This is a genomic window from Pseudacidovorax intermedius (assembly GCF_003350475.1).
Taxonomy (GTDB): Bacteria; Pseudomonadota; Gammaproteobacteria; order Burkholderiales; family Burkholderiaceae_C; genus Xenophilus; species Xenophilus intermedius.
On the sequence record NZ_QQAV01000004.1, the window covers coordinates 315,992 to 341,885 of the forward strand.

The 25,894-nt window shown below is 70.4% G+C and carries 25 protein-coding genes and 1 tRNA gene; 9 read left to right on the forward strand and 17 right to left on the reverse strand.

All coding sequences use genetic code 11. The annotated features are described in order from the left end of the window. Positions 1–15: 15 nt before the first annotated feature. Genes DFR41_RS13580 through DFR41_RS13595 form a run of 4 tightly spaced genes read right to left on the reverse strand, consistent with a single transcriptional unit; the run spans position 16 to position 3,809 of the window. The gene (locus tag DFR41_RS13580; RefSeq protein WP_114803062.1) at positions 16–882 is read right to left on the reverse strand and encodes a quinone oxidoreductase family protein; all 867 of its coding nucleotides are present in this window, start codon (positions 880–882) and stop codon (positions 16–18) included. Next, the gene (locus tag DFR41_RS13585) at positions 879–1,685 is read right to left on the reverse strand and encodes an alpha/beta fold hydrolase (RefSeq protein ID WP_114803063.1); all 807 of its coding nucleotides are present in this window, start codon (positions 1,683–1,685) and stop codon (positions 879–881) included. The genes DFR41_RS13580 and DFR41_RS13585 overlap by 4 nt, the downstream gene beginning before the upstream one ends. Beyond that, positions 1,682–2,746 (reverse strand): 3-hydroxybutyryl-CoA dehydrogenase, encoded by a 1,065-nt coding sequence (locus DFR41_RS13590; protein WP_114803064.1) that lies wholly within the window; start codon positions 2,744–2,746, stop codon positions 1,682–1,684. Before DFR41_RS13590 ends, DFR41_RS13585 begins: the two co-directional genes overlap by 4 nt. Then, a complete protein-coding gene (locus DFR41_RS13595; RefSeq protein WP_043118972.1) occupies positions 2,736–3,809 on the reverse strand; it encodes an NAD/NADP-dependent octopine/nopaline dehydrogenase family protein in 1,074 nt (357 codons plus the stop codon). Before DFR41_RS13595 ends, DFR41_RS13590 begins: the two co-directional genes overlap by 11 nt. A 287-nt stretch (positions 3,810–4,096) precedes the next feature. On the opposite strand from DFR41_RS13595, the gene DFR41_RS13600 reads away from it, so the two are divergent. Further along, positions 4,097–4,172: transfer RNA gene (locus tag DFR41_RS13600), tRNA-Lys, on the forward strand. 88 nt (positions 4,173–4,260) lie between these two features. Continuing rightward, the gene (locus DFR41_RS27710; RefSeq protein ID WP_017757712.1) at positions 4,261–4,422 is read left to right on the forward strand and encodes a hypothetical protein; all 162 of its coding nucleotides are present in this window, start codon (positions 4,261–4,263) and stop codon (positions 4,420–4,422) included. 71 nt (positions 4,423–4,493) lie between these two features. Here the strand turns inward: DFR41_RS27710 and DFR41_RS13605 are convergent, their stop codons facing one another. The 12 genes from DFR41_RS13605 to DFR41_RS13660 all read right to left on the reverse strand — a co-directional run bounded on the left by DFR41_RS13605 (position 4,494) and on the right by DFR41_RS13660 (position 16,177). Then, a complete protein-coding gene (locus DFR41_RS13605; RefSeq protein WP_114803065.1) occupies positions 4,494–5,234 on the reverse strand; it encodes an IclR family transcriptional regulator in 741 nt (246 codons plus the stop codon). Positions 5,235–5,342: 108 nt separating this feature from the next. Further along, entirely contained in the window at positions 5,343–5,939 is a 597-nt protein-coding gene (locus DFR41_RS13610) for a nitroreductase family protein (RefSeq protein WP_114803066.1), read from the reverse strand. Between the two features lie 194 nt (positions 5,940–6,133). Then, positions 6,134–7,561, reverse strand: coding sequence for an NAD-dependent succinate-semialdehyde dehydrogenase (locus DFR41_RS13615; protein WP_114803067.1), 1,428 nt, complete (start codon positions 7,559–7,561; stop codon positions 6,134–6,136). 22 nt (positions 7,562–7,583) lie between these two features. After that, a complete protein-coding gene (locus tag DFR41_RS13620; RefSeq protein ID WP_114803068.1) occupies positions 7,584–9,290 on the reverse strand; it encodes a bifunctional 3-(3-hydroxy-phenyl)propionate/3-hydroxycinnamic acid hydroxylase in 1,707 nt (568 codons plus the stop codon). A gap of 41 nt (positions 9,291–9,331) precedes the next feature. Further along, positions 9,332–9,628, reverse strand: a complete 297-nt coding sequence (locus DFR41_RS13625) for an NIPSNAP family protein (protein ID WP_017757010.1) — start codon at positions 9,626–9,628, stop codon at positions 9,332–9,334. Further along, positions 9,625–10,497 carry an alpha/beta fold hydrolase gene (locus DFR41_RS13630; RefSeq protein ID WP_017757011.1) on the reverse strand — a complete coding sequence of 291 codons (873 nt, stop codon included), beginning with the start codon at positions 10,495–10,497 and terminating at the stop codon, positions 9,625–9,627. Before DFR41_RS13630 ends, DFR41_RS13625 begins: the two co-directional genes overlap by 4 nt. 19 nt (positions 10,498–10,516) lie before the next feature. After that, positions 10,517–11,119, reverse strand: coding sequence for an amino acid synthesis family protein (locus tag DFR41_RS13635; RefSeq protein ID WP_017757012.1), 603 nt, complete (start codon positions 11,117–11,119; stop codon positions 10,517–10,519). A gap of 44 nt (positions 11,120–11,163) precedes the next feature. Continuing rightward, on the reverse strand, positions 11,164–11,664 hold the full coding sequence (locus tag DFR41_RS13640) for a VOC family protein (protein ID WP_114803069.1): 501 nt from the start codon (positions 11,662–11,664) through the stop codon (positions 11,164–11,166). 16 nt (positions 11,665–11,680) lie between these two features. Beyond that, positions 11,681–12,718 carry a WD40/YVTN/BNR-like repeat-containing protein gene (locus DFR41_RS13645; protein WP_114803070.1) on the reverse strand — a complete coding sequence of 346 codons (1,038 nt, stop codon included), beginning with the start codon at positions 12,716–12,718 and terminating at the stop codon, positions 11,681–11,683. A gap of 35 nt (positions 12,719–12,753) precedes the next feature. Then, positions 12,754–13,548 carry an SDR family NAD(P)-dependent oxidoreductase gene (locus DFR41_RS13650; protein WP_114803071.1) on the reverse strand — a complete coding sequence of 265 codons (795 nt, stop codon included), beginning with the start codon at positions 13,546–13,548 and terminating at the stop codon, positions 12,754–12,756. Positions 13,549–13,588: 40 nt separating this feature from the next. Further along, positions 13,589–15,151, reverse strand: coding sequence for an acetolactate synthase large subunit (locus tag DFR41_RS13655; protein WP_114803072.1), 1,563 nt, complete (start codon positions 15,149–15,151; stop codon positions 13,589–13,591). A gap of 39 nt (positions 15,152–15,190) precedes the next feature. Beyond that, complete coding sequence (locus tag DFR41_RS13660; RefSeq protein ID WP_017762379.1) at positions 15,191–16,177, reverse strand: Bug family tripartite tricarboxylate transporter substrate binding protein; 987 nt, start codon at positions 16,175–16,177, stop codon at positions 15,191–15,193. A gap of 503 nt (positions 16,178–16,680) precedes the next feature. On the opposite strand from DFR41_RS13660, the gene gstA (DFR41_RS13665) reads away from it, so the two are divergent. The 5 genes from gstA (DFR41_RS13665) (at position 16,681) to DFR41_RS13685 (ending at position 21,112) form a co-directional block, all read left to right on the forward strand. Next, the gene (gstA, locus tag DFR41_RS13665; protein ID WP_017759580.1) at positions 16,681–17,307 is read left to right on the forward strand and encodes a glutathione transferase GstA; all 627 of its coding nucleotides are present in this window, start codon (positions 16,681–16,683) and stop codon (positions 17,305–17,307) included. Positions 17,308–17,399: 92 nt separating this feature from the next. Continuing rightward, positions 17,400–18,059 (forward strand): glutathione transferase GstA, encoded by a 660-nt coding sequence (gene gstA / locus DFR41_RS13670; RefSeq protein WP_114803073.1) that lies wholly within the window; start codon positions 17,400–17,402, stop codon positions 18,057–18,059. Between the two features lie 29 nt (positions 18,060–18,088). Further along, a complete protein-coding gene (locus DFR41_RS13675; protein ID WP_114803074.1) occupies positions 18,089–19,063 on the forward strand; it encodes a Bug family tripartite tricarboxylate transporter substrate binding protein in 975 nt (324 codons plus the stop codon). Positions 19,064–19,090: 27 nt separating this feature from the next. Then, entirely contained in the window at positions 19,091–20,080 is a 990-nt protein-coding gene (locus DFR41_RS13680) for a Bug family tripartite tricarboxylate transporter substrate binding protein (RefSeq protein WP_114803075.1), read from the forward strand. Between the two features lie 33 nt (positions 20,081–20,113). Continuing rightward, positions 20,114–21,112, forward strand: coding sequence for a Bug family tripartite tricarboxylate transporter substrate binding protein (locus tag DFR41_RS13685; RefSeq protein ID WP_114803076.1), 999 nt, complete (start codon positions 20,114–20,116; stop codon positions 21,110–21,112). A gap of 68 nt (positions 21,113–21,180) precedes the next feature. On the opposite strand, the gene DFR41_RS13690 is transcribed toward DFR41_RS13685, so the two are convergent. Next, entirely contained in the window at positions 21,181–21,978 is a 798-nt protein-coding gene (locus DFR41_RS13690) for an IclR family transcriptional regulator (RefSeq protein WP_231394282.1), read from the reverse strand. 110 nt (positions 21,979–22,088) lie between these two features. Here DFR41_RS13690 and DFR41_RS27390 point away from each other — a divergent pair, with 110 nt between their 5' ends. Together DFR41_RS27390 and DFR41_RS13695 are read left to right on the forward strand one after the other, a co-directional pair. Then, the gene (locus tag DFR41_RS27390; protein WP_147284357.1) at positions 22,089–22,508 is read left to right on the forward strand and encodes a hypothetical protein; all 420 of its coding nucleotides are present in this window, start codon (positions 22,089–22,091) and stop codon (positions 22,506–22,508) included. Positions 22,509–22,937: 429 nt separating this feature from the next. Then, on the forward strand, positions 22,938–25,889 hold the full coding sequence (locus tag DFR41_RS13695) for an autotransporter outer membrane beta-barrel domain-containing protein (protein ID WP_170159369.1): 2,952 nt from the start codon (positions 22,938–22,940) through the stop codon (positions 25,887–25,889). Positions 25,890–25,894 lie beyond the last annotated feature (5 nt).

Here is a 25,894-nt window from a genome sequence, read left to right on the forward strand (position 1 = left end):
CGCACGCCGGCGTCTTCAGTCGAAGGCCAGCACGGCCCTGCCGCGATGGCCGCGCTGGGCGATCCATGCCAGCGCTTGCACTGCCTGTTCAAGCGTGAAGCGCTGCGTGGCCAAGGTCAACGTGCCGTCTTGCAGCAACTCGAGCAGTTGTGGCGCGGCCGCCCGGCCCTGTGCCTCGCGGCGGTACATGTTGAGCGGCAACAGCCGCACGTCCCGCTGCATCAAGAGCGGCAGCGACAGGCCCACCTGCTCGCCCGCGGTGTAGCCCACCAGCACGATGCGGCCACCCGGCGCGATGGCCGACAGCGACTGCTCCAGCACCGGGCCGCCGACGGTGTCGACCAGCAGGTCCACCGGCTCCGTGGCACTGGGCGCTTCAACGAGGTCGGCACCCCATGCGCGCGCCAGTTGCCGCGTGATGCTGCCGACGGCCCCGCTCGCGCCGGTGACACCCACGCGCTCGCCCGGCTGCAGATCCGCCACATGGCGCAGCGCCACCCACGCCGAGGTGCAGGGCGAGAAGAAGGCCGAACCCAGCGCCATGTCCACGCCCTCGGGCAGCAGGCCGACGGCCTCATCGGGCGCATCGATCAGTTCGCACCAGGTGCCGTCGCGCCGCGTCCCGAGCCCGCCGCCGCGCAGCCACACGCGGGTACCGGGCGCGAAGCGGTCCGACTGCACGACGATGCCCGCCGCCTCCACCCCGGGCGTGTAGGGCAGCGGTGGCGGCTGCAGGAAGCCGCCTTTCATCACCGTACGGTCCACATGGGCCACGGTCGCGGCGGCCGTGCGCACCAGCGTGTGGCCGGCGCGCGGCTGCGGATCGGGCACCTCTTCCAGCACCGGTGGCTGGCCCCAGGCATGGACGCGCCAGACCTTCATGCCGGCAGGCCCGAAAGAAAGCCATGCACCGCCGCCGCGAAGGCCTCGGGCATCTGGTCGGGCAGCGGCACCATGCCGCCTTCGATCTCCACCAGCGTAGCCTGCGGCAGCTGGTGCATCAGCTCCTGCGCATGCGGTGCGGCGAAGGGGTCGGCCGTCGCGCGCAGGAGGCATACCGGCTGCGTGAGCCGGCCGATGCGGTCCTCCATGCGGTAGGCCGCCACGGCACGGTGGCCGGCCTCGGGGTCGGCCACGGCCAGCGCGTCGCGCACGAAGGCTTCGAGCAGGTCCGGCCGCTGGGGCGGGTAGAAGCCCTGGCGCCGCTGCCACAGCGCCATCAGGTGGCTGCCGTCGGTGCTGGGCGCCACCGCGTCGATGGGCGGCCGTTCGGCGCGCGCCTTGCGGAAGTCGGCATCGGTGAAGGGCGTGGACGACAGCACCAGCGACGCCACGCGCGAAGGCGCCAGCGCGGCCAGCTCGATGGCGACCACGCCGCCGGTGTGATGGCCGACCACATGCACACGCGGCAACTGCAGCGCGTCGATCAACTCCAGCGCAACGCGCGCGAAGTGTTCGATGGAGGCCGGCCCCTCGCCCGCGGCCGAGTCGCCGAAGCCGGCCGTGTCCATCGCGATCGCATGCCAGTGCGCGCCCAGCCGCGGCAGCACGGCTGCGTACTCGCGCCAGCTGCGCGGCGACTGGTGCAGCAGCAGCACCGCCGGCGCGGACGGATCGCCGCAGGCGGCATGATGCACCTGGCCCACCGACAGCTCGGTGAAGGCGCGGCGGACGGCGAGGCTCATGCCAGCGTCTCGTCCTGCGGGCCGCGCCACATGCCGGCGCTGCGCAACTGGGCCAGCGTGCGGGCCAGCACGTCGGCGCGGTAGGCCGCCAGGTCGCGGCCTTCATAGGCATAAAAGCCGCTGCCGGTCTTCAGCCCCAGGCGCTGCTGGCGCACCATGTCCTCGACGATGGCCGGCGCGGCATAGCGCGCCGGGTCGATGGTCTGCGACATCTCGCGGCTGGCGTGGTGCAGGATGTCGCAGCCGCCGAAGTCGATGAACTCGACCACACCCAGTGCGGCGAAGCGCAGACCCAGGCCGAATCGGGTGGCCTTGTCGATCTCCTCGGCGGTGGCAGCGCCCTCCTCCACCATGCGGGCCGCCTCGTTCATCACCAGCGCCTGCAGTCGCGGCACGATGTAGCCGGGCGTCGGGCCGCAGACCACGGGCAGCTTGCCGATGGCCTCCAGCAGTGCCTTGGTGCGGGCCAGCACCTCGGGGTCGGTGCCGGCATGGCAGCTCAGCTCCACCACCGGGATTACGTAAGCCGGGTTGAGCCAGTGCATGTTGAGGAAGCGCTGCGGCCTCCGCACCAACGCCGCCAACTGGGTCACGAGGATGCTGCTGGTGGTGGAGGTGAGGATGGCGTCGTCCCGGCAATGGCGGTTGAGCCAGTCGAAGGCCTCGCGCTTGGCCTCCATCGTCTCGGGCACGCCCTCGAAGACCAGTTCGGCGGCAGCAAGGGCGGCCGGCGCTTCGTCCACACGCACCAGTTGCACGCGGGCGGCGATGGGCGCGACCTGCTCTTCGCGCAACACGCCCTGGCGGGCCAGGCCGCGCAGGGCGCCCTCGATCTCGGCCGTGGCTTCGGTCGTCAGGCGCGCCCAGGCCTCGTCGCTGCGCGGGCGCAGGTCGACGAGGGCGATGCGATGGCCGGCATAGGCGAAAGCGATGGCGATGCCGCGGCCCATGCGGCCGGCGCCGACGGCGACGAAGCGGGGGCGCGGCGCCGTGCCATCCGCGCCCGCCGGGCCGGCGGACTCGCCGACAGGCGCCTCGGTCGCACCCGGCTCATTCGCCATCTTGCAGCCTCTTCGCCAGCGCCTCGCGCGACAGCGAGGACAGGCCCAGTGCCTCGAAGCTGCGTGGCCCCTGGCGCAGGTCGCGCCCCAGGAAGCCACCGACGATGGCCAGCAGGCCGTGCGCGATGGGCGCATCCACGCCCGCGTGCCGCGCGGCCGAGGCCAGGAAGGCCAAGCCCAGTTCGGTGTCCTCGGTGATGTAGCGGTGACCGTAGAGGTCGATGTTCTCGCGCCAGTCGCCCGACTTCACCAGCTGCTTGTGAGCATCGCCGTACATCCACTGGTCGTTGTCGTAGTGGTCGGCCAGCGGATAGTGCGGCGCGCCCTGGCCGAAGGCCTCGCGCACGGCGATGCGCTCCTGGTCCAGCCGGTCGGTCACCTCGCGCACGGCGCGCTGCGTGCCTTCGTTGTGGATGTCCCAGCGCTCGAAGTGCTGCAGCGGCGCTGCATTCATCACCATCAGGGGCGGATGGATGATCGGCCCCGCGTTCATCAGGGCGCCCGAGAGCGCATCGCCGCAGCCATGCACCGCCGGGTAGGCGCCGCGGATCACGGCGATGGCCCGCTCGGCATGGCGCGCCGGATAGACGCCCGTCGGCAGGCGGATCGCGCGAATGGTGACGTTGACTTCGCGCTCGCCATGCTTGCGCGCGAGGTAAGGCAGCGTACCGGTCTCGGCCCAGGCCACGTCGGCCCGGTTACCGCACTCGCGCACGATGCGCGCCATGACCACGCTTCCGAAGGTGCCCGGCGGCAGGAAGACCACTTGTCCGTCAACCAGGTGCGGCGCCATGGCGCGGGCGATGTCGGCCTGGGCGGTGGCCGGCACCGGCACCACGATCAGCTCGGCGTCGCGCAGGGCCTGGCCGATGTCGGCGGTTGCCAGGGCGATGGGCACGTCGCGCGCCCCGGTCGCGTCCTTCAGGCGGATGCTCCCCGCCTCGACCACGGGCTGCAACGCCTGCGCGTCACGGCGCCACAACCGCACCTCGTGGCCGGCCTCCGACAGATCGGCGGCCGCGGCGTAGCAGCCGTGCCCTCCACCCAATACCGCAATCCTCATGTCTGCTCCTGGAATGGCTGGCGGACGAGGGTCTGCCGAGGCCTCATAAACATTACTTTTGATTGGTTTAGTTGTCAACTTAATTACCACCACCTGGCTGTTGGGACCGACCTTTGAGTGCAGGTGCCATGACCACCAGTCGATGGCTCGCTTGCCGACCCTGATCGCAGCTCTTCGCGGGGCGCCACACTCCGAAGAAAAAATTTCTGCGAGGGGTGTTGACCGTCCAGAAAAACCCTGCATATAATCGAGTTCTTCGCTGAGTTGAACGACAAATCAACGCAAGCGGGCTCTTAGCTCAGTTGGTAGAGCAGCGGACTCTTAATCCGTAGGTCGAGTGTTCGAGTCACTCAGGGCCCACCAAAATTAAGAATGGAATCAAGCACTTAGGTCTCGCGACCTAAGTGCTTTTTTCTTGTCCGTCCCGGCCTGTGACGGATTTGTGCCATGAATGGCCGCTTCCACCAACCGCGCCGTCGACGAGCCCGCGCGACTTTCACAAATGCACCAAGCCTATGCCGACTGGTGCGCCAGCCTGCCGGTCGTTCCACCCGATGCCGATTGCGACCTGGTCGTCACCGGGCGCGACATGTCCGGCGCGCACCTGAGATAGACCACGACGGCCAGCGCGCTGGAGGCGTACGGACGCCCAGGCCGCGCTGCCACCGGAGAAGTGCGGCGCGCCTACTGCTGAGCGATGCGCGCCGTGAGTTCGGCGGCGGCCGTGGTCACCAGGTTGCAGAGGTAGCTTTCCTGGAAGGCCCGGAAGCGCTCGTTGCGGCCCACCAGCGTCATGCTGCCGAGCACACGCTGCTTCTCATCGAAGATGGGCGCCGCCACGCCGGTGCGGCCAGCATGCAGTTCGCTCTCGCTGATGCAGTAGCCCTGCTTGCGGATGGCGAGCAGGCCCTTGGAGAACGCCTTCCATTCCAGGCCCTGGCCCTGCGCCTCGGGCGTGCTGGCATGGGCATCGAAGATGCGGCGGATCTGCCGCGGCAGCAGGTAGGCCAGCACCACGCGCGAGGTCGCGCTGTGGAACAGGTCGATGGGCCGTCCGCGGCCACCGCCCGCCGGGCCCGGGTCGGGGCCACGCCGGATCAGCACGTTGACCACCGCATCGCCGTACCACTCGCTGATCATGGCGTCCAGGCCGGTCTCGGCCACCAGCTTCTCGACCAGATCGCGGCTGCGCACCAGCACGGGGTCGTAGTCGGTCATCTGGTGCTCCAGCGCGATGATGCGCGGGCCCAGCGCATAGCCGCGCGGCAGCCGCACCAGCAGGCCCGCGTCGCCCAGTTCGCGCAGGTAGCGGTATGCGCTGGCCGGGGTGTAGCCGAGCTGCTGGCAGATGATCTCGACGTCGATGACCGGCTGGTCGGGCCGGAAGAGGTCGAGGACATCGAGCATGCGTCGGAGGCTGTTCATCGTCGGGGAAGCGCGGTCGGGATGGAGGATGGGCAGAGGCCGCAGCGGCGCGGCAACATTGCATTCTCCAGTAAGCCCCGCGTCGCCGGGGCCGAGCCCGGCGGCCCCTCAGCCCTGCGCGCCGAACTTGCCCTCGAAGGCCGACTCGGCCAGCGGGCGGCGGTTGCTCGGCACTTCGCGGGCGCGGACGCCTTCGGGCAGCACGGCCGGATCGCCCTTCCGGCCCACGGCCACGACGGTGTCGATGGCGTACATCTCGGGCAGGCCGATGGCCGTGCGCAGCTTGCCGGCGTCGAAGCCGGCCATGGCATGGGCCGACCAGCCCGACAGCTGCGCCTGGAAGGCCAGGCTGGCCCAGGCGGCGCCAGCGTCGAAGGCATGCGCGGCGTTGGGCACCGGCTCGGTCTTGCCCGGGAACACGGCTTCGCGGGCCGAGGCGATCACCACCAGCGCGGCGGCGCGCTTCGTCCACATCTGGTTGAACTCGACCAGACTGTCGAAGATGGGCTGCCAGGCGGCCGTGTCGCGGCGGGCGTAGATGAAGCGCCAGGGCTGCACGTTGTAGGCCGAGGGCGCCCAGCGCGCGGCTTCGAGAAGGCTCATGAGGGCCGGCTCGGGAATGGCCTCTTCGGTGAAGGCGCGGGGCGACCAGCGCTCGGTGAACAGCGGGTCGATGGGATGGGCGGGTTGGCGGTGCTTGCTCATTCGAAAGTTGAAGGTGCGAAAGAAAATGCTGGGGTGCCGGATGCGCCTCTCAGAGGAGTCGCGCCTTGTCGATGCCGGTGTCGTCGACTCGGCGCTGACGTACCCGGGCTTACAGCGCGCCGGCGATCCGTTCGCCGGCCACCAGGCGCTGTGAACGCGACAGGAAGAGGTTGTTCAAGGTCGGCATGGATACGTCAAATCTGCGTGATCAGCTTGGTGTTCAGAAAGGCGTCGAAGGACTCGGTACCGCCCTCGCTGCCGAAGCCGCTGTCCTTGATGCCGCCGAAGGGCAGCTCCGGATGGGCCATGCCCGAATGGTTGATGTTGACCATGCCGGCCTCCAGGCCGTCGCCCACGCGGGTGGCGGTCTGCAGCGAACGGGTGAACACATAGCTGGCCAGGCCGAAGGGCAAGGCATTGGCCTGCTGCAGCGCCTCTTCCACGGTGTCGAAGCGCACCATCGCGGCGATGGGGCCGAAGGGCTCCTCGTGCATCACGCGCGCGCCGGCCGGCACGTGCACCAACAGCGTGGGCGCGTGGAAGTGGCCCTGCGTGCCGAGGCGGCCGCCCCCCGTCAGCAAATCGGCGCCGGCCCCGCGGGCGTCTTCGACCAGCACCTGCACCGCCTGGAAGCGCCGTTCGTGGATCAACGGCCCCATCTGCACGCCGGCCTCCAGCCCGTGCCCCACCTTCACCGCGGCCAGCGCATCGGCAAAGGCGGCGGCGAAGCGGTCGTGGATGCCCGACTGCACGTAGAAGCGGCTCGGCGAGACGCAGACCTGGCCGGCGTTGCGCGTCTTCAGGCGCGCCAGTAGCGCCACGGCGGCGTCCACGTCGGCATCGTCGAAGACCAGCACCGGTGCATGGCCGCCCAGCTCCATGGTCATGCGCTTCATGTGCTGCCCGGCCAGCGCCGCCAGTTGCCGGCCCACCGGCACCGAGCCGGTGAAGGAGACGACACGCACCCGCGGCGATTCGATCAGCCGGCGCGAGATGTCCGCCGGTGCGCCCCACAGCAGGTTGAAGACGCCCGCCGGCAGCCCGGCATCGTGGAAGAGCTGCGCCATGGCCACCAGGGCGCTGGGCGATTCCTCCGGCCCCTTGAGCACGATGGGACAGCCTGCGGCGATGGCGGCCGCGGCCTTCTTCATGGCCTGGCCGAAAGGGAAGTTCCAGGGGCTGAAGGCCGCGCACACACCGACCGGCTCGCGCACCACCAGCTGGCGCACGCCCGGCTGGCGCGCCGGCACCACGCGGCCGTAGATGCGGCGGCCTTCCTCGGCATGCCATTCCACATGCTCGGCCGCATTGAGCACCTCGGCCACCGCATCGGCGAGCGGCTTGCCGTTGTCCAGCGTCATGGCCTGGCCGATGACCTGCGCCCGCTCGCGCGCCAGCGCTGCGACGCGCCGCAGCAGGTCGGATCGCTCGACAGGCGACACCCGGCGCCAGTGGGTGAAGGCAGCGTGGGCCACCTGCACGGCAGCGTCGACATCCTCGGGTTCGGCCCAGGGCAGGTGGCCCAGCGCCTGCTGAGTGGCCGGGTCCTGCACGGCCTGCGTGCGGCGACCTTCGGCACCGACGAAGCGACCGGCGATGTAGAGGAAGAGTTCGGGGTACATGGGGAGGGTGGCGGGCACGGCGTCAGGCAGCGAGCGCCTCTGCCTCGACGCGGGAAAGCTGGGCCGCCGTGCCGCCCGCCTGCGCGGCGTGCATGGCAGGGGTGGCATCCGCCGCCGGCAACACCGCCGCGCAGAACGCGCCCAGTTCCGTCACCGCGTCCCCGACGCGGCCGACGGCCGCGATGAAGCGGTCGGGCCGCACGAGCACCCAGTCCACGTCCTTGCCCTGGAACCACAGGTGCAGGCCGTTCTCCAGGTCCTCGACGACGGTGCCCGAGGGCTGCGCCGGCATGGGCGAACCCGCCTCGTTGCCCGCGCTGCGCGAGCGCACCGCCAGGTAGTGGTCGCAACCCAGGCGCGCCAGCTGCTCGCGCAGCGAAGGCGGCGCATCGGCCAGCGCATCGCAGCGCCAGCTGATGAGCGCGAAGCGCGGGCCGACCACGTCGTCCAGCTTCTCGGCGCCGCCGCGCCGGCGCTCCACGTTGGGCTGGATGAACATGCGCCCCACCAGCGCATCGCGCGCGGCCACGCCGCTGTTGCGCACCACGCCCTGCACGAAGCGCGGCATGGGCTTGAACTTCATCTGCAGCACATAGTCGCGCACGGCCGGAACGCCGCGGATGGCCATGAAGAAGCGGTCGCGCGCCCAGGCCAGCAGCGGATTGCGCTGCGACAGCACGGCGCCGAAGGTGTCGGCCAGGTCGATCATGGCCTTGGCATGGGCATGGCGCTCGTCGTGGTAGCTGGTCAGCAGCGCGGGCCGCAGCCGGCCCTGAAGGATCCAGGCCAGCTTCCAGCCCAGGTTGAAGGCATCGCGCAGGCCGGCATTGAGGCCCTGGCCGATCCACGGCGGGGTGATGTGGGCGGCATCGCCGGCCAGGCAGACGCGCCCGCTGACGAAGCGGCCGGCCACACGCGAGTTGTGGGTGTAGACCCGCGCGCGGATCACGTTGAGCGCCGACGGATCGGCCACATGGCGGCCCAGCAGCTCGCGCACCTTGTCGGGCGCCAGCATCTGCTCGCCGTCCTCGCCGGGAAAGAGCATGAACTCCCAGCGCCGCAGGCCATAGGGCAGGCGCAGGCAGACATAGGGCCTTTCCGGCTCGCAGTGCAGCGCGGTGTAGGGCGCGTCCAGCGGATCCTGGTCGCATTCGATCACCACCCACTTGGCGGGATGGGTGCGACCCTCGTACGGCAGCCCGAGCATCTCGCGCACCGTGCTGCGACCGCCGTCGCAGGCCACCACGTAGGCGGCGCGCACCTGCTGCTCGGCCCCGGCTTCGTCGCGCAGGGTGGCGGTGACGCCGGCCTCGTCCTGCGCCAGCGCGACCAGCTCCAGGCCCAGCCGCAGCTGCACGTCGGCAAAGCGTGCCAGCCCGCGGCGCAGCGTCTTCTCGCCCAGGGGCTGCGAGAACAGGTTGCGACGGAACCAGCCGAACTCGCGCGTGCTGGGCAGGATCTCGGCGAAGCACTGCTTGCGCGCCGTGTACATGCGCATGGGCACGTTCTGGATCATGTCGCGCAGCATCTCTTCGGCCAGGCCGGTGGCCTGGAAGGTGCGCAGGGCTTCGTCGTCCAGGCCCACGGCACGCGGGAAGTCCAGCACCGCGGGGCTGCGTTCGACCACCAGCGTCCGCACCCCGTAGGTGCCGAGCAGGTTGGCCAGCGTCACGCCGACCGGGCCGGCACCGATGATGAGGACGGGGACTTCTTCCGCGGAAGCGCTCATGGGAACTCCGAAGACGTGGGGAGGGGAACGGGGCCGGGAACTCAGGCTGCCGACAGCAGCCGGCTCTCCTGCCGCACCAGCAGGTGGCGCACCTGCTTGCGGAATTCGGCGAAGGCCGGGTCGGCCATCAGCGCGGCGCGGCGGCGGCTGCGCTCGTCCAGGCTGTCGAAGGCCCAGTGGAAGACCAGCTGGTTGACGTCGCCGCTCTCGGGCGTCATGAGTGCCACCAACCGGCCCAGGATGCCGGTCTGCAACTCGCGGCCGGTCTCGTTGTAGATGCGCAGGTAGTCGCGCACACCGCCGGGCACCAGGGTGTAGGTTCGCAGTTCGTGGATCATGGTCGGAGGGGGTCGATGGCGGCCGCGTCGGGCCGCTTCAGGAAGGCGGTGACGGCCTCGGCGAAGCGCGCCGGCTGGTCGTCGTGGATGTAGTGGCCTGCATCGGGAATCTCGATGGCGGCGATGCGCGGATTGAGCGCCTGCATGTGCGCGACCATGGCCGGCTGCAGGTAATCGGAGCGGCCGCCCCGCACCACCAGCGTCTCGCAGCGCAGCTGCTGCACATGCGCGGCCAGGTCCACCTTGCGGGTCGGGTCCGGGTTCAGCCGCGTGGCGACGATGCCCGCATGGTCGTAGCGCCAGGTAAAGTCGCCGCCCTCCAGCGGCTTGAGCATGTTCTGCAGCCGCTGCTGGCGCGCCTCTTCGGTCACCGTGGGGCGCAGTGCGCGCATGAAGGCCGCGGCCTCTTCCCAGTTCGCAAAGGTGGTGGGCGTGGTCGCCAGTTCCTTGCGGATGCGGGTGGCGCCGTCGCTGGCCTCGAAGGCACCGGGCCCGGCGTCCTCGATGACCAGGCGGCGCAGCTGCTGCGGATGCCGGGCGGCATAGACGATGGCGTTGATGCCGCCCATGGAATGGCCCAACAGGTCGAAGCGCGCCAGGCCCAGTTGCGCCACCAGCGCCTCGACATCGGCCACGTAGGCGTCGGTGTAGTAATCGTGCTTCGGGTCCCAGTCGGTCTCGCCGCGGCCGCGCTGGTCGAAGGCGATGACGCGCGATCCCGGCTGCAGCGCGGCAGCCACGCCGGCGAAGGTCTCGGCATAGCCGCGGATGCCGTGCAGCATCAGCACCGGCCAGGCGTCGGGGTCGCCCCATTCGGTGACGTGGAAGACCAGGCCGTTCAGGGCCAGGCGGTGGTCGCGGCGTTGCATGGAGCCTCTCCTGCGGCGCTCAGACCAGGCCGTCCGCGCCCTTGATCTCGGAGGCCTTCAGGCCGCCCAGGCGCGCATTGAGCCGGCCACGTGTGGCGAAGGCCCAGATCAGCACCACCTCGTCGCGGTTGGGGCCGTCGCCGAACATGGCGGAGACCGTGTCGTAGTGCGAGCGCACGTACAGCGCATCTTTGTGCGCAAGGGGGATATCGATGACGGTGCCCGGGCCGCCGCGCTTGCCGGTCGACGGCACCCAGGACTTGCCGCCACCCACGCCCTCGCGCACCGGGTTGGCTGCCGGGTTGGTCAGCAGCGCGTTGCCGTGCTCGTACTCGCCGTCGATGCCGACGAGGCAGGCCTTGCCGTAGCTCTCGATACGCTGGCCGGCCGCGGCCTCGCGGATGCGGCGGCCGAATTCCTTGCCCAGCTCCGGCGAGGGGCCGATCCATTCGGACAGGTCCTGCACGTAGCGACCCGCAAAGGGGTTACGCAAACAGGCGGCGATGACGATCTTGCGCAGCGGCTCGCCGTCGGCGGGGGCGCCGGTCTCGCCGGCCAGGGTGTCCTCGATCTGGAGGTACCACTTGCGGATGTGGAAGGCGCTGAGGTCGGGGGTGCTCATGGAAGGCGTCTTTCTGAATGCGGAAAAGGGTGGGGACCGGCGGCTCACAACGGCTGCAGGTCGAAGGCATCGCTGGGGGCGTTGTATTCGCCCAGCAGGCGCTTGGCCTCCTCGTCGTCGTGCACCACTTCGAGGAAGAACTCGAAGCGGTGCCCGTCGGGGTCGTGGAAGTACAGGCCGTAGCCCACCTTGTGGTCGGTGGTCTTGACCACCTCCACGTTCTTGCGCAGCAGCATGCCGTAGAGGCGGCGCAGGTCGTCGATGTCGCCCTCGATCTCCAGGCCGTAGTGCTGCAGGTTGATCGTGCCGCGCGTGGCGGTCTCCGGGTCGTCCACCTGGATCAGCGCGATGTCGTGGTGCTTCTGGCCGAAGGACAGGAACACCCAGCGCGCGCCGCGCGCCGTGACCTGCATGCCCAGTACATCCTCGTACCACGGGGCCGAGGCGAAGGGGTCCTTCACGAACAGCGCCAGGTGGGTACGTCGGATGCGCGGGCGGACCTCGGTCCCGGCGCCGTCGGCGGATGCGGGGGTGCGGGTGTTCATGGCCAGCCTTGGGATGTCAGTTGATGGACTGCGGATGCGCGTGCACGGGCGCCACGAAAGGCGTCCAGGCCACCGAGGTGATCTCGCTGAAGTCGCGCCATTCCTTGAACCAGCTGCGTCCGCCGTTGGTCGAGCGCAGCAGGTGCCCGTACTTGGTGCCGGCGAAGAGCAGGCCGCGGTCGCTGGCATGCGTGCCGAAGGCCCAGACGGTGGAGTTGGGCGCCGTGTTCAGCAGCGTCTGCGCCCAGGTCTGGCCGCGGTCCTCCGAGCGGTAGATGCGGGTGCGCGAACCCGGGGTGCCGTCGCCAATGGCCAGCAGCAGCTCGCGGCCCTCCGCGTCCAGTGGCTGCACCGTGCGCGTGTAGTAGAGGCCGTCGAAGCGGTCCTTCGACGGGTGGCAGCGGAAGCTTTCGGCATCGTCGGTGCTCTCGCACACCGAATTGACGGTCACCACGATGTGCTTGGCCGGTGCGTCGGCGGTGGCGGGCAGCACGGCGATGGCATGGATGTCGGAGTTGTTGATGCCGCGGCCGGGCGTGTCGATGCGCTCCCAGCTGTCGCCGGCGTCGCGGGTGCGCCAGGCGCCGCCCTCTTCCACGCCGAACCAGGCCTCGCCGGCCTTCTGCGGATGGAAGGCGATGGTGAGGATGCGCGGGCGGTTCACGCCGGCGCAGAACTCGGGCAGTTCCACGTCGAGCGTCTGCCAGCTGCGCCCGCCATCGCGCGAGCGGTACATGCAGGCCCGCGAGGGCGCCCCGGTGCCCGCCAGCACCAGCTGCGGATCGGTCGGACAGAAGGCCAGTGCCCAGACGGTCTGGCCGTCCGCCGGCGAGGCGACGCGCTGGAAATGCGCGCCGCCGTCGGTGGACAGGCAGATGCCCACGTCGGCGCCGGCCAGCACCCGGCGCGGGTCGGACGGATCCACCGCCAGCGCCCGCACCGTGCCGTCGAACTCGATGGCTTCCTTCAGGCCCAGGCGGTGCCAGGTGGCGCCGTCGTCCACGCTGCGCAGGATGCCCTGCCCCGCCGTGCCCACAAGAATGGTTCCGTTCATGTCGATCGCTCCTTGGATGGCTGGATGTCTCGGTCTCAGAGAAAGATGCCACGCGTGATGCCGCCGTCCACCGCGATGGATTCGCCGGTGATGGCCGCCGCCCGGTCGGACGAGAGGAAGAGCACCACGTCGGCGATCTCGTCCACCTGCAGCACGCGGCGGATCGGCGTGGCCTTGGCATAGTTGGCCTCCACCTGCGCGGGCGTCAGGCCCTGCAGCTTGGCCTCCTTGGCGTAGAGCTCGTGGATGTGCGGTGTCTCCACCACCCCGGGATGGATCACGTTGACGGTGATGCCCGAGGGGCCGAGCTGGTCGGACAGCGTCTTGGTCATGTGGGCCACGGCCACGTTGCGCATGCCCGACAGCTGCTTGCTGCCGCGCCCGGTGAGCCCCCCGATGTTGACGATGCGGCCCCAGCCGCCCTTGCGCATGTGCGCCGCGCAGGCCTTGGCGAAACGCATGTAGCCCACGACCTTGATGTCGATGTCCTGCAGCAGGCCCTCGGGGTCGGCGTTCTCGATCTCGCTGCGCACCAGGCCGCCCGGATGGGCCGCGCCGTTGACCAGGATGTCGATGCGACCGAAGTGCGCCGCCACCTTGTCGACGGCGGCCTGCACCTGCGGCGTGTCGCTCACGTCGGCCGGGGCGGCCAGCACCTCGGTGCCGGTCTTCTCGGTGATCTCGCGCGCGGCCTGCTCCAGCGCGCCTTGGCTGCGGGCCACGATGGCCACGCGCACGCCTTCGGCGGCAAAGGCCTCGGCCACCGCGCGGCCGATGCCCAGGCTGCCGCCGGTCACGACGGCCACCTTGCCCTTGAGTCTGAGGTCCATGTTCGTTTGCTCCTTGGAGGGTTCCGGCCCGAGCGGGTGCTCAGAGGGCCATTTCGATGAGGGCCGGACCGCGGCGGCCGAAGGCGTCCTGCAGTTGGGCCGCGAGTACCTCTGCCGTGGCCGCGCGCGTGGCGGGCACGCCGTAGGACTGCGCCAGCCCGACCCAGTCGATGCGCGGCCGGTCGAGCGCGGTAAGCGCCTCGGCCCGCTTGCCCAGCGGCGCGCCGCCGCGGCGCAGTTCGTTGCGCAGGATGGCGTACTGGTGGTTGGCGGCGATGAGCACGACCACGTCGAGCTGCTCGTGCGCCATCGTCCAGAGCGCCTGGATCGTGTACTGGGTGCTGCCGTCCGACAGCAGCCCCACCACTTGCCGCCCCGGGCAGGCGATGGCCGCGCCCACCGCCACGGGCAGGCCCTGGCCGATGGCACCGCCGGTGTTGGTGAGCGCCGTGTGCAGCGGCGCCGCGGCCGAAGCGGCATAGAAGGGATAGCCGCAGGTGCCGCCTTCGACCGAGACGATGGCGCCTTCCGGCAGGGCCCGCGTGAGCACTGCACCAATGGCGGCCGGCGTGAGCGGCCCGGTGGGCGCGGCAGGCAGCGGGTGCACCGGGGCCTCGAAGGCAGGTGCATCGAGCGCGTCGGCCAGCTGCTCCAGCGCCTCGGCCACCGGATGGCCGGGGGCGCCCAGGCTCAGCAGGCGCTCGGGCGCCACCAGCAGGCTGGGATGCCCCGCGTAGCCGAAGTAGGTGACCGGCGGCAGCGCACCGGCCAGCACCACCAGGTCGGCCGGGTCGAGCACGGCGCGCGCCGGCTCGGGAAAGTAGGGCAGCCGGTCGAAGGCCGGCAGGCCCTGGCCGCGTTCGGCGCGGGCCGGGAAGGTCTCGGCATAGGCGGCTGCGCCCAGGGCGGCGCACAGGCGGGACGCTGCGCGCTGGGCCCGTGCACCCAGGCCGCCCGCTTCGCCACCACCGCCGAGCAGCAGCACGATGCGGCGGGCCGCGCGCAGGCGCTGCGCGCAGGCCGCCAGGTCGAGGGAGGCCGCCTCGGGCGCCGCGGCCGCGGCAGGCTCGGCGGCCGACGCGGGCGTGCCCGGCAGCGGCTCGGCCTGGTAGTCCGCCGGAAAGATCAGCGTCGCACCCTGCCCGCCGTCGGCCAGCGACTGGCGCACCGACTCGGCCGCTGCCCGCGGCGCATCGGCCGTGCTGTCGATGCGGTGCACCCAGCCCGACACCGGCCGCGCCAGCGACTCGATGTCGGAGGTCAACGGCGCATCGAAGGGCAGGTGCCAGCTGGTGTGGTCGCCGATCAGGTTGACGATGGGCGTGCGCGCCCGCCGTGCGTTGTGCAGGTTGGCGATGCCGTTGGCGAAGCCGGGGCCCAGGTGCAGCAGCGTGGCGGCCGGCCGCCCCGTCATGCGCCCGTAGCCGTCGGCCGCGCCGGTGCAGACGTTCTCCTGCAGGCCGATCACGCAACGGATCGAATCCTGGCCTTCCAGCGCGCGCACCAGATCCAGCTCCGTCGTGCCGGGGTTGGCGAAGCAGGTGTCCACCCCTTCGCCGGAGAGCGCCGCCCACAGGGCCTGGGCGCCAGTCTGCTCAGTCATCGCCGATGTCCTCTTTGCTTGTGTGTCGAGACGCGGTGCTCACTGCACCTTGATGCCGCGCTCGCGCACCAGTCGGCCGATGCGCTCGTTGTCGACGGCGATGCGCGCATCCAGCTCGGCCGGCGTGGAAGCACCTGCGCCCAGGCCACGCTCGGCCGCCCAGCGCTTGAGCTCGGGCTGCGAGAGCACCTTGGTCAGCGCCTCGTTCATGCGCGCCAGGATCTCGGGCGGCACGCCGCTCTTCGCGTGGAAGGAGTACGAGGTGGACAGCAGCATGTCCGAGCCGCCCGCCTCCACGATGGTCGGCACGTTGGGCACGATGGACTGCCGCGTGGGCGCGCCCACGGCCAGCAGCTTGAAGTTGCCCTTCTGCACGTAGGGCAGCATGGCCTCGACGCCGCCGGAGGTGGCCTCCACCTGCCCGCCCAGCATGGCCGGGATGACCTCGGCCAGCGCCTTGTAGGGCACGTGCAGGAACTGCACGCCGGTGCCCGACTGCAGCAGCTCCATGTTCAGGTGCATCACGCTGCCCACGCCGCCGGTGCCGAAGGTGACCTTGCCCGGATGGGCCTTGGCGTAGGCGATGAAGGACTTGAAGTCGTTGGCCGGCAGCTGGGCGCTGGTGACCAGGTACAGGTTCACGTCGGCGATGTTGCTGACGGAGACCAGGTCCTTCTTCGGGTCGTAGGGCGGCTGGTAGAGCAGCGGATTCACGGTCAGCGTGAGCCGGTCGACCAGCAGGTAGGTGTAGCCGTCGGCCGGCGCCTTCACCACTTCGGTGGTGCCGATGATGCCGTTGGCCCCCGCCTTGTTCTCCACCACGATGGACGCCTTGAGCTCCTTGCCCAGGCCGTCGGCCACCAGGCGGGCCATGACGTCGGGGCCGGTGCCCGGCGGGTAGGGCACCACGATGCGGATGGGCCGCGAGGGCCAGTTGCCCTGGGCCGATGCCTGCAGCGGCAGCAGCCCGGATGCCGCCGCCAGGGCGATGGCAGCACAGGCCTGCAGAACGGATTTCCTTCTCATTGCGCGATTCCTTGGCACCCCAGCGAAGACGGGGCCGGGACCAGGTGCCGGGGGAGAGCACCTGGGCGGCGATGGACAACGGGCAACTCCGAACGGTTCGTCGATGAGCAGATCATATGCTGTTTTTTCTTAATGACGAAATGCAGCATTAATATCTCGCCACATCTTGGCTATGAGGTGCATCGTTTTGTCCAAGTGACATCAGAGCATGCAAGGGTCGTTCCAGGCCTGGATGACCGATGAAGGAGCACGAATTACCGCAATGCAGTAATCAACGATCCACCCGGATGCCCTTCTTCAAGCGAGGCCGGTCATTCGACGCGCAAAACGACGGCGGCGCGCCCTTCCCTCTCAGGTAGTTCCACCAACACACCCTCTGCGCGCCGAGTGGCACATTTATCGCATAGCAGTAATTTCATGACCACAGTTTTGACCCTATGCAACGAATCGGTGCACAGCCGCACCACAAGGCAGCAGCCGCGCCGCGCTGGGACCACCCTCCGATGAAGCTCTACCTCAGCCCCCACACCTGCGCCCTGGCAGTGGACGTCGTCGCGCGCGAGATCGGTGTGCCGCTCGACCTCGTCTGGGTGGACGTGCGCGCCAAGCGGCTGGCCGACGGCAGCGATCTCCACCGCATCAACCCCAAGGGCCAGGTGCCGGCACTGGAAACGGACGACGGCCAGGTGCTCACCGAGGCGGCCGTGATCCTCCAGTACCTCTGCGACCGGCACGGCGCCGACGCACTGCTGCCCCGCGCGCTGGACATGGCGCGCTATCGCGTGCTGGAGTGGATGAATTTCCTCGGCTCGGAGCTGCACAAGAGCTTCACGCCGCTGTTTCGCGCCAACACGCCGCCCGAGTACCGGCCCATCGCCATCGAGAACGTGCAGCGCCGCCTGGCCTGGCTCGACGAGGTGCTGGCCACGCGCGAGTTCCTGCACGGCGAGGGCTTCACCGCCGCGGATGCCCATGCCTATGCCGTCGTGAGCTGGGCCGGGCTGCAGGCCATCCCGCTCGGGGCCTGGCCCCACCTTCAGGCCTATGTGCAGCGCATCGAGGCGCGGCCCAGCGTGCAGGCCGCCCGCGCAGCGGAGCGCGCCGAGATCGCCCGGCGCGCCAGCGCCTGACCCTGACAACGAACGAGCCCGCCCTGCCCGCCCGTCCTGCCGGAACACGCCGGATCCATTCGCACCTTGCGACCCCTTCCACGGAGAACCCCATGAAGCTCTATCACGAAGTCCGCGGCTGTTCGCTCGCGGTCGACATCGTCGCGCGCGAACTGCAGCTGCCCCTGGCACTCGAATGGGTGGACATGAAGACCAAGCGCCTGGAGGACGGGCGCGACTACTTCGGCGTCAACTCCAAGGGCACCGTGCCCACGCTGGAGATGCCCGACGGCCAGCACCTGAGCGAGGGCTGCATCGTGATGCAGTACCTGGCCGACCAGTGCCCCGGCAACACGCTGCTGCCGGCCGCAGGCCTGCCGCGCTACCGCGTGCTGGAGTGGATGAGCTTCATCGCCGCCGACCTGCACAAGGGCGGCTTCATGCCGCTGTTCAAGGCCGTGACGCCGCCCGAGTACAAGGCCATCGCGCGCCGCATCGTCGAGGCCAAGCTGCAGTGGGTGGACGAACAACTGGCCGGGCGCAGCTTCCTCACCGGTGAGCACTTCACCATCGCCGACGCGCACTGCTACACGATCGCCATGTGGACCCGCGCCCATGCCATCGACACGCAGGGCTGGCCCCGCCTGGAGGCCTACCTGGCGCGCTGCGGCGCCCGCCCGAGCGTGCGCGCCGCCGAGGCGGCCGCTGCCGCGCAGGGCGTGCGGGAGCGCGAACGGGCCGCCGCCCGAGCGGCCGCCGCCCCAGCCCATTGATCCGGATTCCACTCCTCCAAGGAACGACCATGCCGTTGTCGCGACGTCTTCTTCTGTCCTGCCTGGCCGCCCTGGCGCCGGCACTGGCCTGCGCCCAGCCGGCCGCCTACCCCTCCGCGCCGGTCCACCTGGTGGTGGCCTTTCCGCCCGGCGGCGGTACCGACGGTGCGGCCCGGCTGATCGCCGAGAAGCTGGCGCCCGAGCTCGGCCAGTCCGTGGTCGTGGACAACCGCGCAGGCGCAGGCGGCACCATCGGCGCGCAGTCGGTCGCACGCGCCCGGCCCGACGGCCAGACGCTGTTCTTCGGCACCGGTGCCGAACTGCTCATCAACCCCGTCACCCGCAAGACCGCCCCCTACGACCTGCTCAAGGACTTCGTGCCGATCACCGAGGTGGGCATCGTGACCTTCGTGCTGGCCGTGCCCGCGGGCTCGCCGGTGCAGAACGTGCAGGAGCTGATCGCCCGGGCCAAGGCGCAGCCGGGCAAGCTCAACTACTCATCCTTCGGCATGGGCTCGACCAATCACCTGATCGGCGAGCTCTTCCTCCACGCCACCGGCACGCGGGCCACGCATGTGCCCTTCCAGGGAAGCCAGCAGGCCATGTCCTCGCTGCTGGCCGGCGACGTGGACTTCACCTTCGACACCACCGCAGTGGCGCTGCCGCAGATCAAGGCCGGCAAGCTGCGCGCCCTGGCCACGCCCTCACCCACGCGGTTGCCCAGCCTGCCGGAGGTGCCCACGTTGCAGGAACTGGGCTACGACGGCCTGGTCGCCGAAGGCTGGATGGGCGTGTTCGCGCCTGCGGGCACGCCCCCGGCCATCGCCAAGACCGTGGGCGCGGCGCTGGACAAGGTGATCCGCACGCCCGACATGGAAGCCCGGCTCAATGCCCGCGGCGTGGTGGTCACGGCCGCAGACGGCGCCCAGTTCCGCATCAAGCTGCAGGCCGAGCTGGACAAGTGGCGCCGCGTGGCCCGCGAGGCCAACGTGTCGCTGGACTGACACCTCCCTCGGTTGCAGGAGTCCGACATGCCCCTTCGTCATGCCACCCGCCGCCGCGCCGGCCTTTTCCTCCTGTTGGCTGCCGCCAGCCTTTTCGCCAGCACCGCTGCCCCGGCCGCCGACAGCTGGCCGGCGCGCGCCATCACGCTCATCGTCTCGTTCGAGCCCGGCGGCTCGACCGACATCTCGGCCCGCGCCGTGGCGCAGGCACTGTCGGTGGAGCTCAAACAGCCGGTGGTGGTCGAGAACCGCACCGGCGCGGGCGGGCGCATCGGCACCAAGGCCGCCGCACTGGCCCGGCCCGACGGCTACACCCTGTTGTGGGGCAGCGGCAGCAGCCTGACCGCCGCGCCGGTGCTCTACCCCGACCAGGGCCATGTGGCAACGCTGGTGCCGGTGAGCCTGGGCGCCACCCAGTCCTTCGTCTTCGTCACCAACCCCTCACTCGGCGTACGCACCGTCCAGGAATTCGTCGCGCTGGCCAAACGGCAGCCGGGCCAGCTCAACTTCGCCTCGGCCGGCATGGGCTCCAGCAACCACCTGCTGGGCGAGATCTTTCTGGCCGCCACCGGTGCACCCGTGGTGCATGTGCCCTACAAGGGCGCGGTGATGGCCAAGGACGCTGTGATCCGCGGCGAGGCCCAGTTGATGGACGAAGTGACCTCGCCCCTGATCGGCGCCTTGCGCGCCGGGCAACTGGTGCCCCTGTTCATGACCGGTGAGCGGCGCGACCCCGCCTTCCCCGACATCCCCACCGCCGCCGAAGCGGGCCTGCCCGAGATGACCATCCAGGGCTTTTTCGGCCTGCTGGCGCCGGCCGGCACGCCACCGGAGATCGTTGCACGGCTCAACGGAGCGATGCGCACGGCCCTGGCCTCAGAGCCCGTGGCCAGGGCCTTCGGCAACCTGGGCTTCACCACGGTCTACAGCACGCCCGAACAGATGGCCGCCCGCATCGCCGAGGGCCGCGCCACCTATGCGCGCATCGTCAAGGCGCGGCAGATCCACGTCGACTGACGGCTCCCCACTCTCCTGTTCTCCAGACCTTCCATGCCTTCTTCACGCACAACCTTCTTGCCGCAGCGCCGCCAGGCGCTGGCCACCCTGGCCGCACTCGCCGCGGCGGGCTGCGGCCTGGCCCGCGCCGCGGCCTGGCCCGAGCGCCCGATCAACCTCGTGGTGCCTTTCGCCGCCGGAGGCGGCACCGACACCGTGGCCCGGCTCATTGGCCAGAAGCTGCAGGCGGCGCTCGGCGGCACGGTGGTCATCGACAACCGCCCCGGCGCCAACGGCCTGATCGCGGCCCGCGCCGTGCTGCAGGCGCCGGCCGATGGCCACACGCTGATGTTCGGCAGCAATTCCACCCATGTGATCGCCGCCCTGGCCTCCAAGCAGTCGGTGGCGCCGGGCAAGACCATGCAGGAGGCCTTCACCATCGTGAGCGTCATGGCCAATGCGCCGCTGGTGCTGGCCGTGCGTACGGACAGCCCGGCCCACGACCTCCGCGGCTTTCTGCAGCGGGCCAGGGCCAACAAGCTCAGCTACGGCAGCTTCGGCGCAGGCTCGTCGGCCCACGTGATGGGCGAAGTGCTGGCCGAATCGGCCGGCATCGATCTGCTGCATGTGCCCTACAAGGGCTCCGCCCCCGCCCTGACGGACCTGATGGGTGGGCAGGTGGATGCGGTGCTCCTCACCGTCGCCGCGGTCGAGGCCATGGTCACGGCCGGTTCGGTGCGACCCCTGGCGGTGACGGGAGTGCGCCGGGTGCGCTCCCTGCCGGCGGTGCCCACTTTCGAGGAACTGGGCGTGCGCGACATGGGCAATGCCGGCTGGTTCGCCGTCTTCGCGCCGGCCGGCACGCCCGCGCCGGTGGTGAGCACGCTCGCCACAGCGCTGCAAGCCATCGCCGCCGATGGCGACGTGCAGGCCCGCATGGTCGCCCTGGGGCTGGAGCCGGTGGTGAGCACGCCGGCCCAGGCGCTGGAGACCTGGCGTCGCTCGCTGGCGGCGGCAGCGCCCATCGTCAAGAAGGCGAACATCGTCTTCTGAGCCTCACGCGGCAGGCCCTGCATCGCGCCAGCGGCCTGGCGATACGAAGCGGGCTGCACCGCGGCCGGCTACAGGTGGCCGTCCGCCGACAACCGCACGCTGATCATGTGGGCCGTTCGCTGCACCAGTTCGGCAATGGCTTCGGCGTCGAACAGCGCCAGCCGCGCATCGCTGCCCAGCGCCGTGACGCTGGCCACCACCAGCCGCCCGCGACCGAAGATGGGCGCCGACACGCCCGTCTTGCCCACATTGAGTTCGCCCGAGGTTCGGCAGTAGCCCTCGCGGCGGATGCGTTGCGCCTCTTCGTAGAAGGCCTCCCAGGGCAGCGTGTCCGGCGATTCGCTCGCCAGCTCCTGGTGCAGCCGCCGCAGCCGCGCCGCCGGGAGAAAGGCCACCAGCGCCTTGGCACTGGCACCGCGCGAGACGGGCACCGGCCGGCCGCGGCCATAGCGCAGATGCGGCAGCGGGTCGTTGAACTCGGTGTGCACCGTGATGATGGAATGGCCGTAGAGCTTGGACAGGAACACGTCCAGCCCCGTCTGCTCGGCCAGCTCGCGCATCGGCGGCGCCGCGGCGCGGATCACGGGGTCGGACTCGCGGATGCAGCGGTCCAGCTCGATGATCCGCGGACCCAGCGTGATGCTGCGGTCCAGGCGCACCAGCAGGCCCACCTTCGACAGCTCCTGGATGTAGCGGTAGGCCGTGCTCTTGGGCACGCCCAGGCGGGCGGCGATCTCCTCGACCGTGAGCGAGGGGGAGTCGGTGGAGAACAGGCCCAGTGTGCCGAGCAGGCGGGACAGGCTGGATTCGCTGGCCGCACGCGATGCGGGCTCGGCGCCGGCCTCGTCCAGAGCATCAGTCTGCACGTGCCGTTCCGGCCCTTCATCTTCATCCATCTGTACCGGGCGCGCGGCCGGCTCGACTGGTTCCTGCAGCGCCTTGCGCCGGCCTTTGTGCGCCATCGACTCGACTTTCCTTGTACATCACTGCTTCACACGATGGTAGCGAAGGCGGCACAGGCAGAGGTTCCACCGCAAGCGCAGCCGGCCGGCCACAGCAGCGGCATCCCGGTTGCGCGGCTGAGCCAGCGCATCGCCGCGCTGCAGCGCCAGACAGCACGCCCCGCCCGGAGGAACGCGAGGTCGTCGGGCGGATTGCCGGCCTGAAATCTTGCGCCGCCCCGCCAGAAATTCCAGATGCAAATTCACCGTTTCAATTAATCACGATCAATTGTGAAATTGACCGTGAACAACAGGCGGGAAAAAATATTTGCCTCCTGCGCGCCGACAACATACGCTATGGCGCTCCCGGATTGAAAGCCGATTTATTCGCTCACCGGGATGCGGGCCGCCAGTTCCGTGGCGGATCCCGACGATCCATGAATCAAAAACAATGAGTCTCCGGAGGGGGCATGAGCCGTCGATCTGCAGTCCTTGAAAGCTGCATCCCACCTCGCCATGAAGCGAGCGTTCTTCCCTGGACGAACACACCCGCCGGTACCGGGGCAGGCACCCCTCGGCCAACCCGGAAAGCGGTGCGCATGGCCGCAGCGCCCCGAGTCGCGGGCCCCGACGCCGCCTGGCAGCGGGGCAATTCCTTTTAAATTCATTTCGCGCGAGCCATTGCCTTTGCGCCACGGCTCGGTGCGCCTGCCAATTCAATTTCCCAGCCAATTGATCGGACCCAACGCCAATGTCCGGTCTTCACCAAGGAGATCACGCCCATGGCCCCACATTCAGCAAAGCGCCCGCCGCAGCCGAAAGGCACGAAATACGCCCTGCGGAAAAAAGTATTCGTGCGGCTGCCAAAACGCCTCGCTCTTCCGTTGCTGCTGGCGTCCATCTGGGGGCTGCCCGCCCATGCCGCCGACATCAGCTGGTCGGGCACCAGCGGCAGCAACTGGTCCACGGCCGGCAACTGGATCGGCGGCGCGGTCCCCGGCAGCACCGACACGGCCGTGCTCAACGGCACGGGCAGCATCCTGATCGCCGACCCATCGGTCACCCTCAGTGCCTTCTCGCTGGCCACCAGCCTCGCGGACACGACGCGCCTCACCATCAGCGGCGGTGGCCGACTGACCGTCGCCCTCGGGGTGATCGGCGCCACGGGGGGCAGCGGCAACGTCGTGGTCAGCGGGCCCGGCTCGACGCTGACCAACACCTCGGAGATGACCATCGGCCGCAACGGCACCGGCTCGCTCACCGTCACCGGCGGCGCGCACCTGGTGTCTCGCCGGCTGGCCCTCGGCACGCCGACCTGGGAGGTGGCCGGCGGCACGCCCGCAGGCGGCTCGGGCTCGCTCACCGTGAGCGGCGCCGGCACGCTGTGGGAGAACACCGCGGGCGTCGACGTCGCGCGCAACGAAAGCCCGGGGTCCACCGGCGCCCTGACCATCTCGGACGGTGCCACGGCACGCATCCGCAGCACGGGCATCTACACCGGCGCGGGGGCCACGCTCAACTTCACGGGCGCCGGTACCCGCGTCGAGATCGGCGACCCCACCGACCCCAACGATCTTCAAGCCACGTCCTCGGGCTGGCTGAGCGCCGATGGCGGCAACATCCAGGTCTCGGGCGGCGCCAGCCTGTACACGAGCGGCACCTACGTCGGTGCGAGCGGCGCCTGGGCCACCACCATGACCGTGACGGGCCAGGGCACCAGCTTCATCGGCGAGCAGCGCATCTATGTCGGCGGGCAGAACGGCTCGCGCGACGTCGATCCGGTCAACGGCAATGGCCTGCTGACCATCGCGGACGGCGCCACCGCCTGGGGCGGCACGGTGGGCGTGGGCATGGACCCCCATTCCAAGGGCGTGGCCGTGGTGACTGGCAACGGCTCGCAGCTCTGGGCCAAGGCCAACACGGCGCTGACCACGCCCACGCGCGGCAACTTCTACGTCGGCTACGCGGGCGACGCGCTGGTCGTGGTTTCGGACGGCGGCACCATCAAGGCCGACAACGAGGTGCGCATCGCCTACGACAGCGGCTCTGGCAAGCTGGTCATCGGCGCCCAGGAAGGCCAGGCCGCGGCCGCACCCGGCAACGTGATCGCCGCCAACGGCATCGTCTTCGGCGACGGCGCGGGCGAGCTGGTCTTCAACCACACGGGCACGGGCCTGCTGTTCGGCAGCACGCTGAGCGGCAACGGCACCCTGAAGGCGCTGGCCGGCACCACGATCCTGAGCGGCGACAGCTCGGCCTTCACGGGCAGCACCGCCGTCAAGGGTGGCGAGCTGCGGGTCAACGGCTCGCTGGCCGGCTCCGCGGTGACGGTGGGCAGCGGCGCGCGCCTGTCGGGCAACGGTACGGTGGGCAGCCTGAGCCTGCAGTCCGGTGCCACCGTGGCGCCCGGCAACAGCCCGGGCACGCTCACCGTCGCCGGCAACTACACCCAGGCCGCCGGCTCCACCTACGAGGCCGAGTTCGTGCCTGGCTCCGGCACCTCCGACCGCATCGCCGTCAAGGGTACGGCCCAGATCGCCGATGGTGCCGTCCTGCGCGTCTCGCGCTACGGCAGCACGGCGCCCTTCAGCCTCACCGACCGCTACACCGTGCTCACCGCCGACGGCGGCGTCGCCGGCCGCTATGTGCTGACCGGCGACACCGGCATCTCCAGCTTCTACGCCCTCACGACCGGTACCGATGGGAAGAGCGTCTACGTCGCCGCCCAGCAGGTGCGGGCCTTCACCAGCGCGGCGCTCACGGCCAACCAGATGACCACGGCCGGCGCGCTGCAGAGCCTGGCTGCCGGCGGCGCCCTGCGCACCGCCATCGGCTACCTGCCGGACGACGCCCAGGCTCGCGTCGCCTTCGACCAGCTCTCGGGCGAGATCCACGCCTCCATCCGTGGCGCAATGGTGGAGGACAGCCGCTTCGTGCGCACGGCCGCCATCGACCGGCTGCGCGCCGCCTCCGGCGCCCCCGCCGGGACGCCGGGCGCCAGTGCCGACGCCAACGGCCTGGCCGTGTGGTCCCACGTCTACGGCACCTGGGGCAAGACGAGCGGCAACGGCAATGCCGGCTCGCTCTCGCACGACACGGGCGGCTTCGTCGGCGGCGCGGACCTGCCCGTCTTCGACACGGCCCGGGCCGGCGTGCTGCTGGGCTATGGCCATGCCTCTTACGACAGCGACGGGCGCAACGCGTCGGGCTCATCCAACGGCTACACCCTGGGCGCCTACGGCGGCACGCAGCTCGGCGGCGTCGGCGTGCGGCTGGGCACGGCCTACACCTGGAGCGACGTGAGCACCCATCGCGACGTCGTCTTCAGCGGCTTCGCCAACGGCCTTTCGGCAAAGTACGACGCCCGGACCTTCCAGGCCTTCGCCGAGGCGGGCTACCGCATCGACGCCGGCGCGGTGGCGCTCGAGCCCTTCGCCGGCCTGGCGCATGTGGCGGTGCGCACCGACGGCTTCACCGAGCGCGGCGGCCTGGCGGCCCTGACCTCCGACAGCAGCAACACCGACGTCAACTTCTCCACCCTGGGCCTGCGCGGCTCGGGCGAGTTCAACCTGGGTGGGCGCACCCTGACCGCCAGCGCCTCGCTGGCCTGGCGCCACGCCTTCGGCGACACCACGCCGCAGGCCAGCTTCCGCTTCCTCGGCTCGGACGCCTTCGGCGTGAGCGGCGTGCCCATCGCGAAGAACGCCGCCCTCGTCGAGGCCGGCGTGTCCACGCAGATCGCACGCAATGCCTCGCTGCGCCTGTCCTACACCGGGCAGTTCGGCAGCCACGCCCGCAGCCAGGGCCTGCGCGGCAATCTGGACTTCCGGTTCTGAGCGGC

Bases quoted from the DNA above. Each gene is read 5' to 3' on its own strand.
- DFR41_RS13580 (WP_114803062.1), bottom strand. From the start codon at position 882: ATGAAGGTCTGGCGCGTCCATGCCTGGGGCCAGCCACCGGTGCTGGAA.
- DFR41_RS13585 (WP_114803063.1), bottom strand. From the start codon at position 1,685: ATGAGCCTCGCCGTCCGCCGCGCCTTCACCGAGCTGTCGGTGGGCCAG.
- DFR41_RS13590 (WP_114803064.1), bottom strand. From the start codon at position 2,746: ATGGCGAATGAGCCGGGTGCGACCGAGGCGCCTGTCGGCGAGTCCGCC.
- DFR41_RS13595 (WP_043118972.1), bottom strand. From the start codon at position 3,809: ATGAGGATTGCGGTATTGGGTGGAGGGCACGGCTGCTACGCCGCGGCC.
- DFR41_RS27710 (WP_017757712.1), top strand. From the start codon at position 4,261: ATGGCCGCTTCCACCAACCGCGCCGTCGACGAGCCCGCGCGACTTTCA.
- DFR41_RS13605 (WP_114803065.1), bottom strand. From the start codon at position 5,234: ATGAACAGCCTCCGACGCATGCTCGATGTCCTCGACCTCTTCCGGCCC.
- DFR41_RS13610 (WP_114803066.1), bottom strand. From the start codon at position 5,939: ATGAGCAAGCACCGCCAACCCGCCCATCCCATCGACCCGCTGTTCACC.
- DFR41_RS13615 (WP_114803067.1), bottom strand. From the start codon at position 7,561: ATGTACCCCGAACTCTTCCTCTACATCGCCGGTCGCTTCGTCGGTGCC.
- DFR41_RS13620 (WP_114803068.1), bottom strand. From the start codon at position 9,290: ATGAGCGCTTCCGCGGAAGAAGTCCCCGTCCTCATCATCGGTGCCGGC.
- DFR41_RS13625 (WP_017757010.1), bottom strand. From the start codon at position 9,628: ATGATCCACGAACTGCGAACCTACACCCTGGTGCCCGGCGGTGTGCGC.
- DFR41_RS13630 (WP_017757011.1), bottom strand. From the start codon at position 10,497: ATGCAACGCCGCGACCACCGCCTGGCCCTGAACGGCCTGGTCTTCCAC.
- DFR41_RS13635 (WP_017757012.1), bottom strand. From the start codon at position 11,119: ATGAGCACCCCCGACCTCAGCGCCTTCCACATCCGCAAGTGGTACCTC.
- DFR41_RS13640 (WP_114803069.1), bottom strand. From the start codon at position 11,664: ATGAACACCCGCACCCCCGCATCCGCCGACGGCGCCGGGACCGAGGTC.
- DFR41_RS13645 (WP_114803070.1), bottom strand. From the start codon at position 12,718: ATGAACGGAACCATTCTTGTGGGCACGGCGGGGCAGGGCATCCTGCGC.
- DFR41_RS13650 (WP_114803071.1), bottom strand. From the start codon at position 13,548: ATGGACCTCAGACTCAAGGGCAAGGTGGCCGTCGTGACCGGCGGCAGC.
- DFR41_RS13655 (WP_114803072.1), bottom strand. From the start codon at position 15,151: ATGACTGAGCAGACTGGCGCCCAGGCCCTGTGGGCGGCGCTCTCCGGC.
- DFR41_RS13660 (WP_017762379.1), bottom strand. From the start codon at position 16,177: ATGAGAAGGAAATCCGTTCTGCAGGCCTGTGCTGCCATCGCCCTGGCG.
- gstA (WP_017759580.1), top strand. From the start codon at position 16,681: ATGAAGCTCTACCTCAGCCCCCACACCTGCGCCCTGGCAGTGGACGTC.
- gstA (WP_114803073.1), top strand. From the start codon at position 17,400: ATGAAGCTCTATCACGAAGTCCGCGGCTGTTCGCTCGCGGTCGACATC.
- DFR41_RS13675 (WP_114803074.1), top strand. From the start codon at position 18,089: ATGCCGTTGTCGCGACGTCTTCTTCTGTCCTGCCTGGCCGCCCTGGCG.
- DFR41_RS13680 (WP_114803075.1), top strand. From the start codon at position 19,091: ATGCCCCTTCGTCATGCCACCCGCCGCCGCGCCGGCCTTTTCCTCCTG.
- DFR41_RS13685 (WP_114803076.1), top strand. From the start codon at position 20,114: ATGCCTTCTTCACGCACAACCTTCTTGCCGCAGCGCCGCCAGGCGCTG.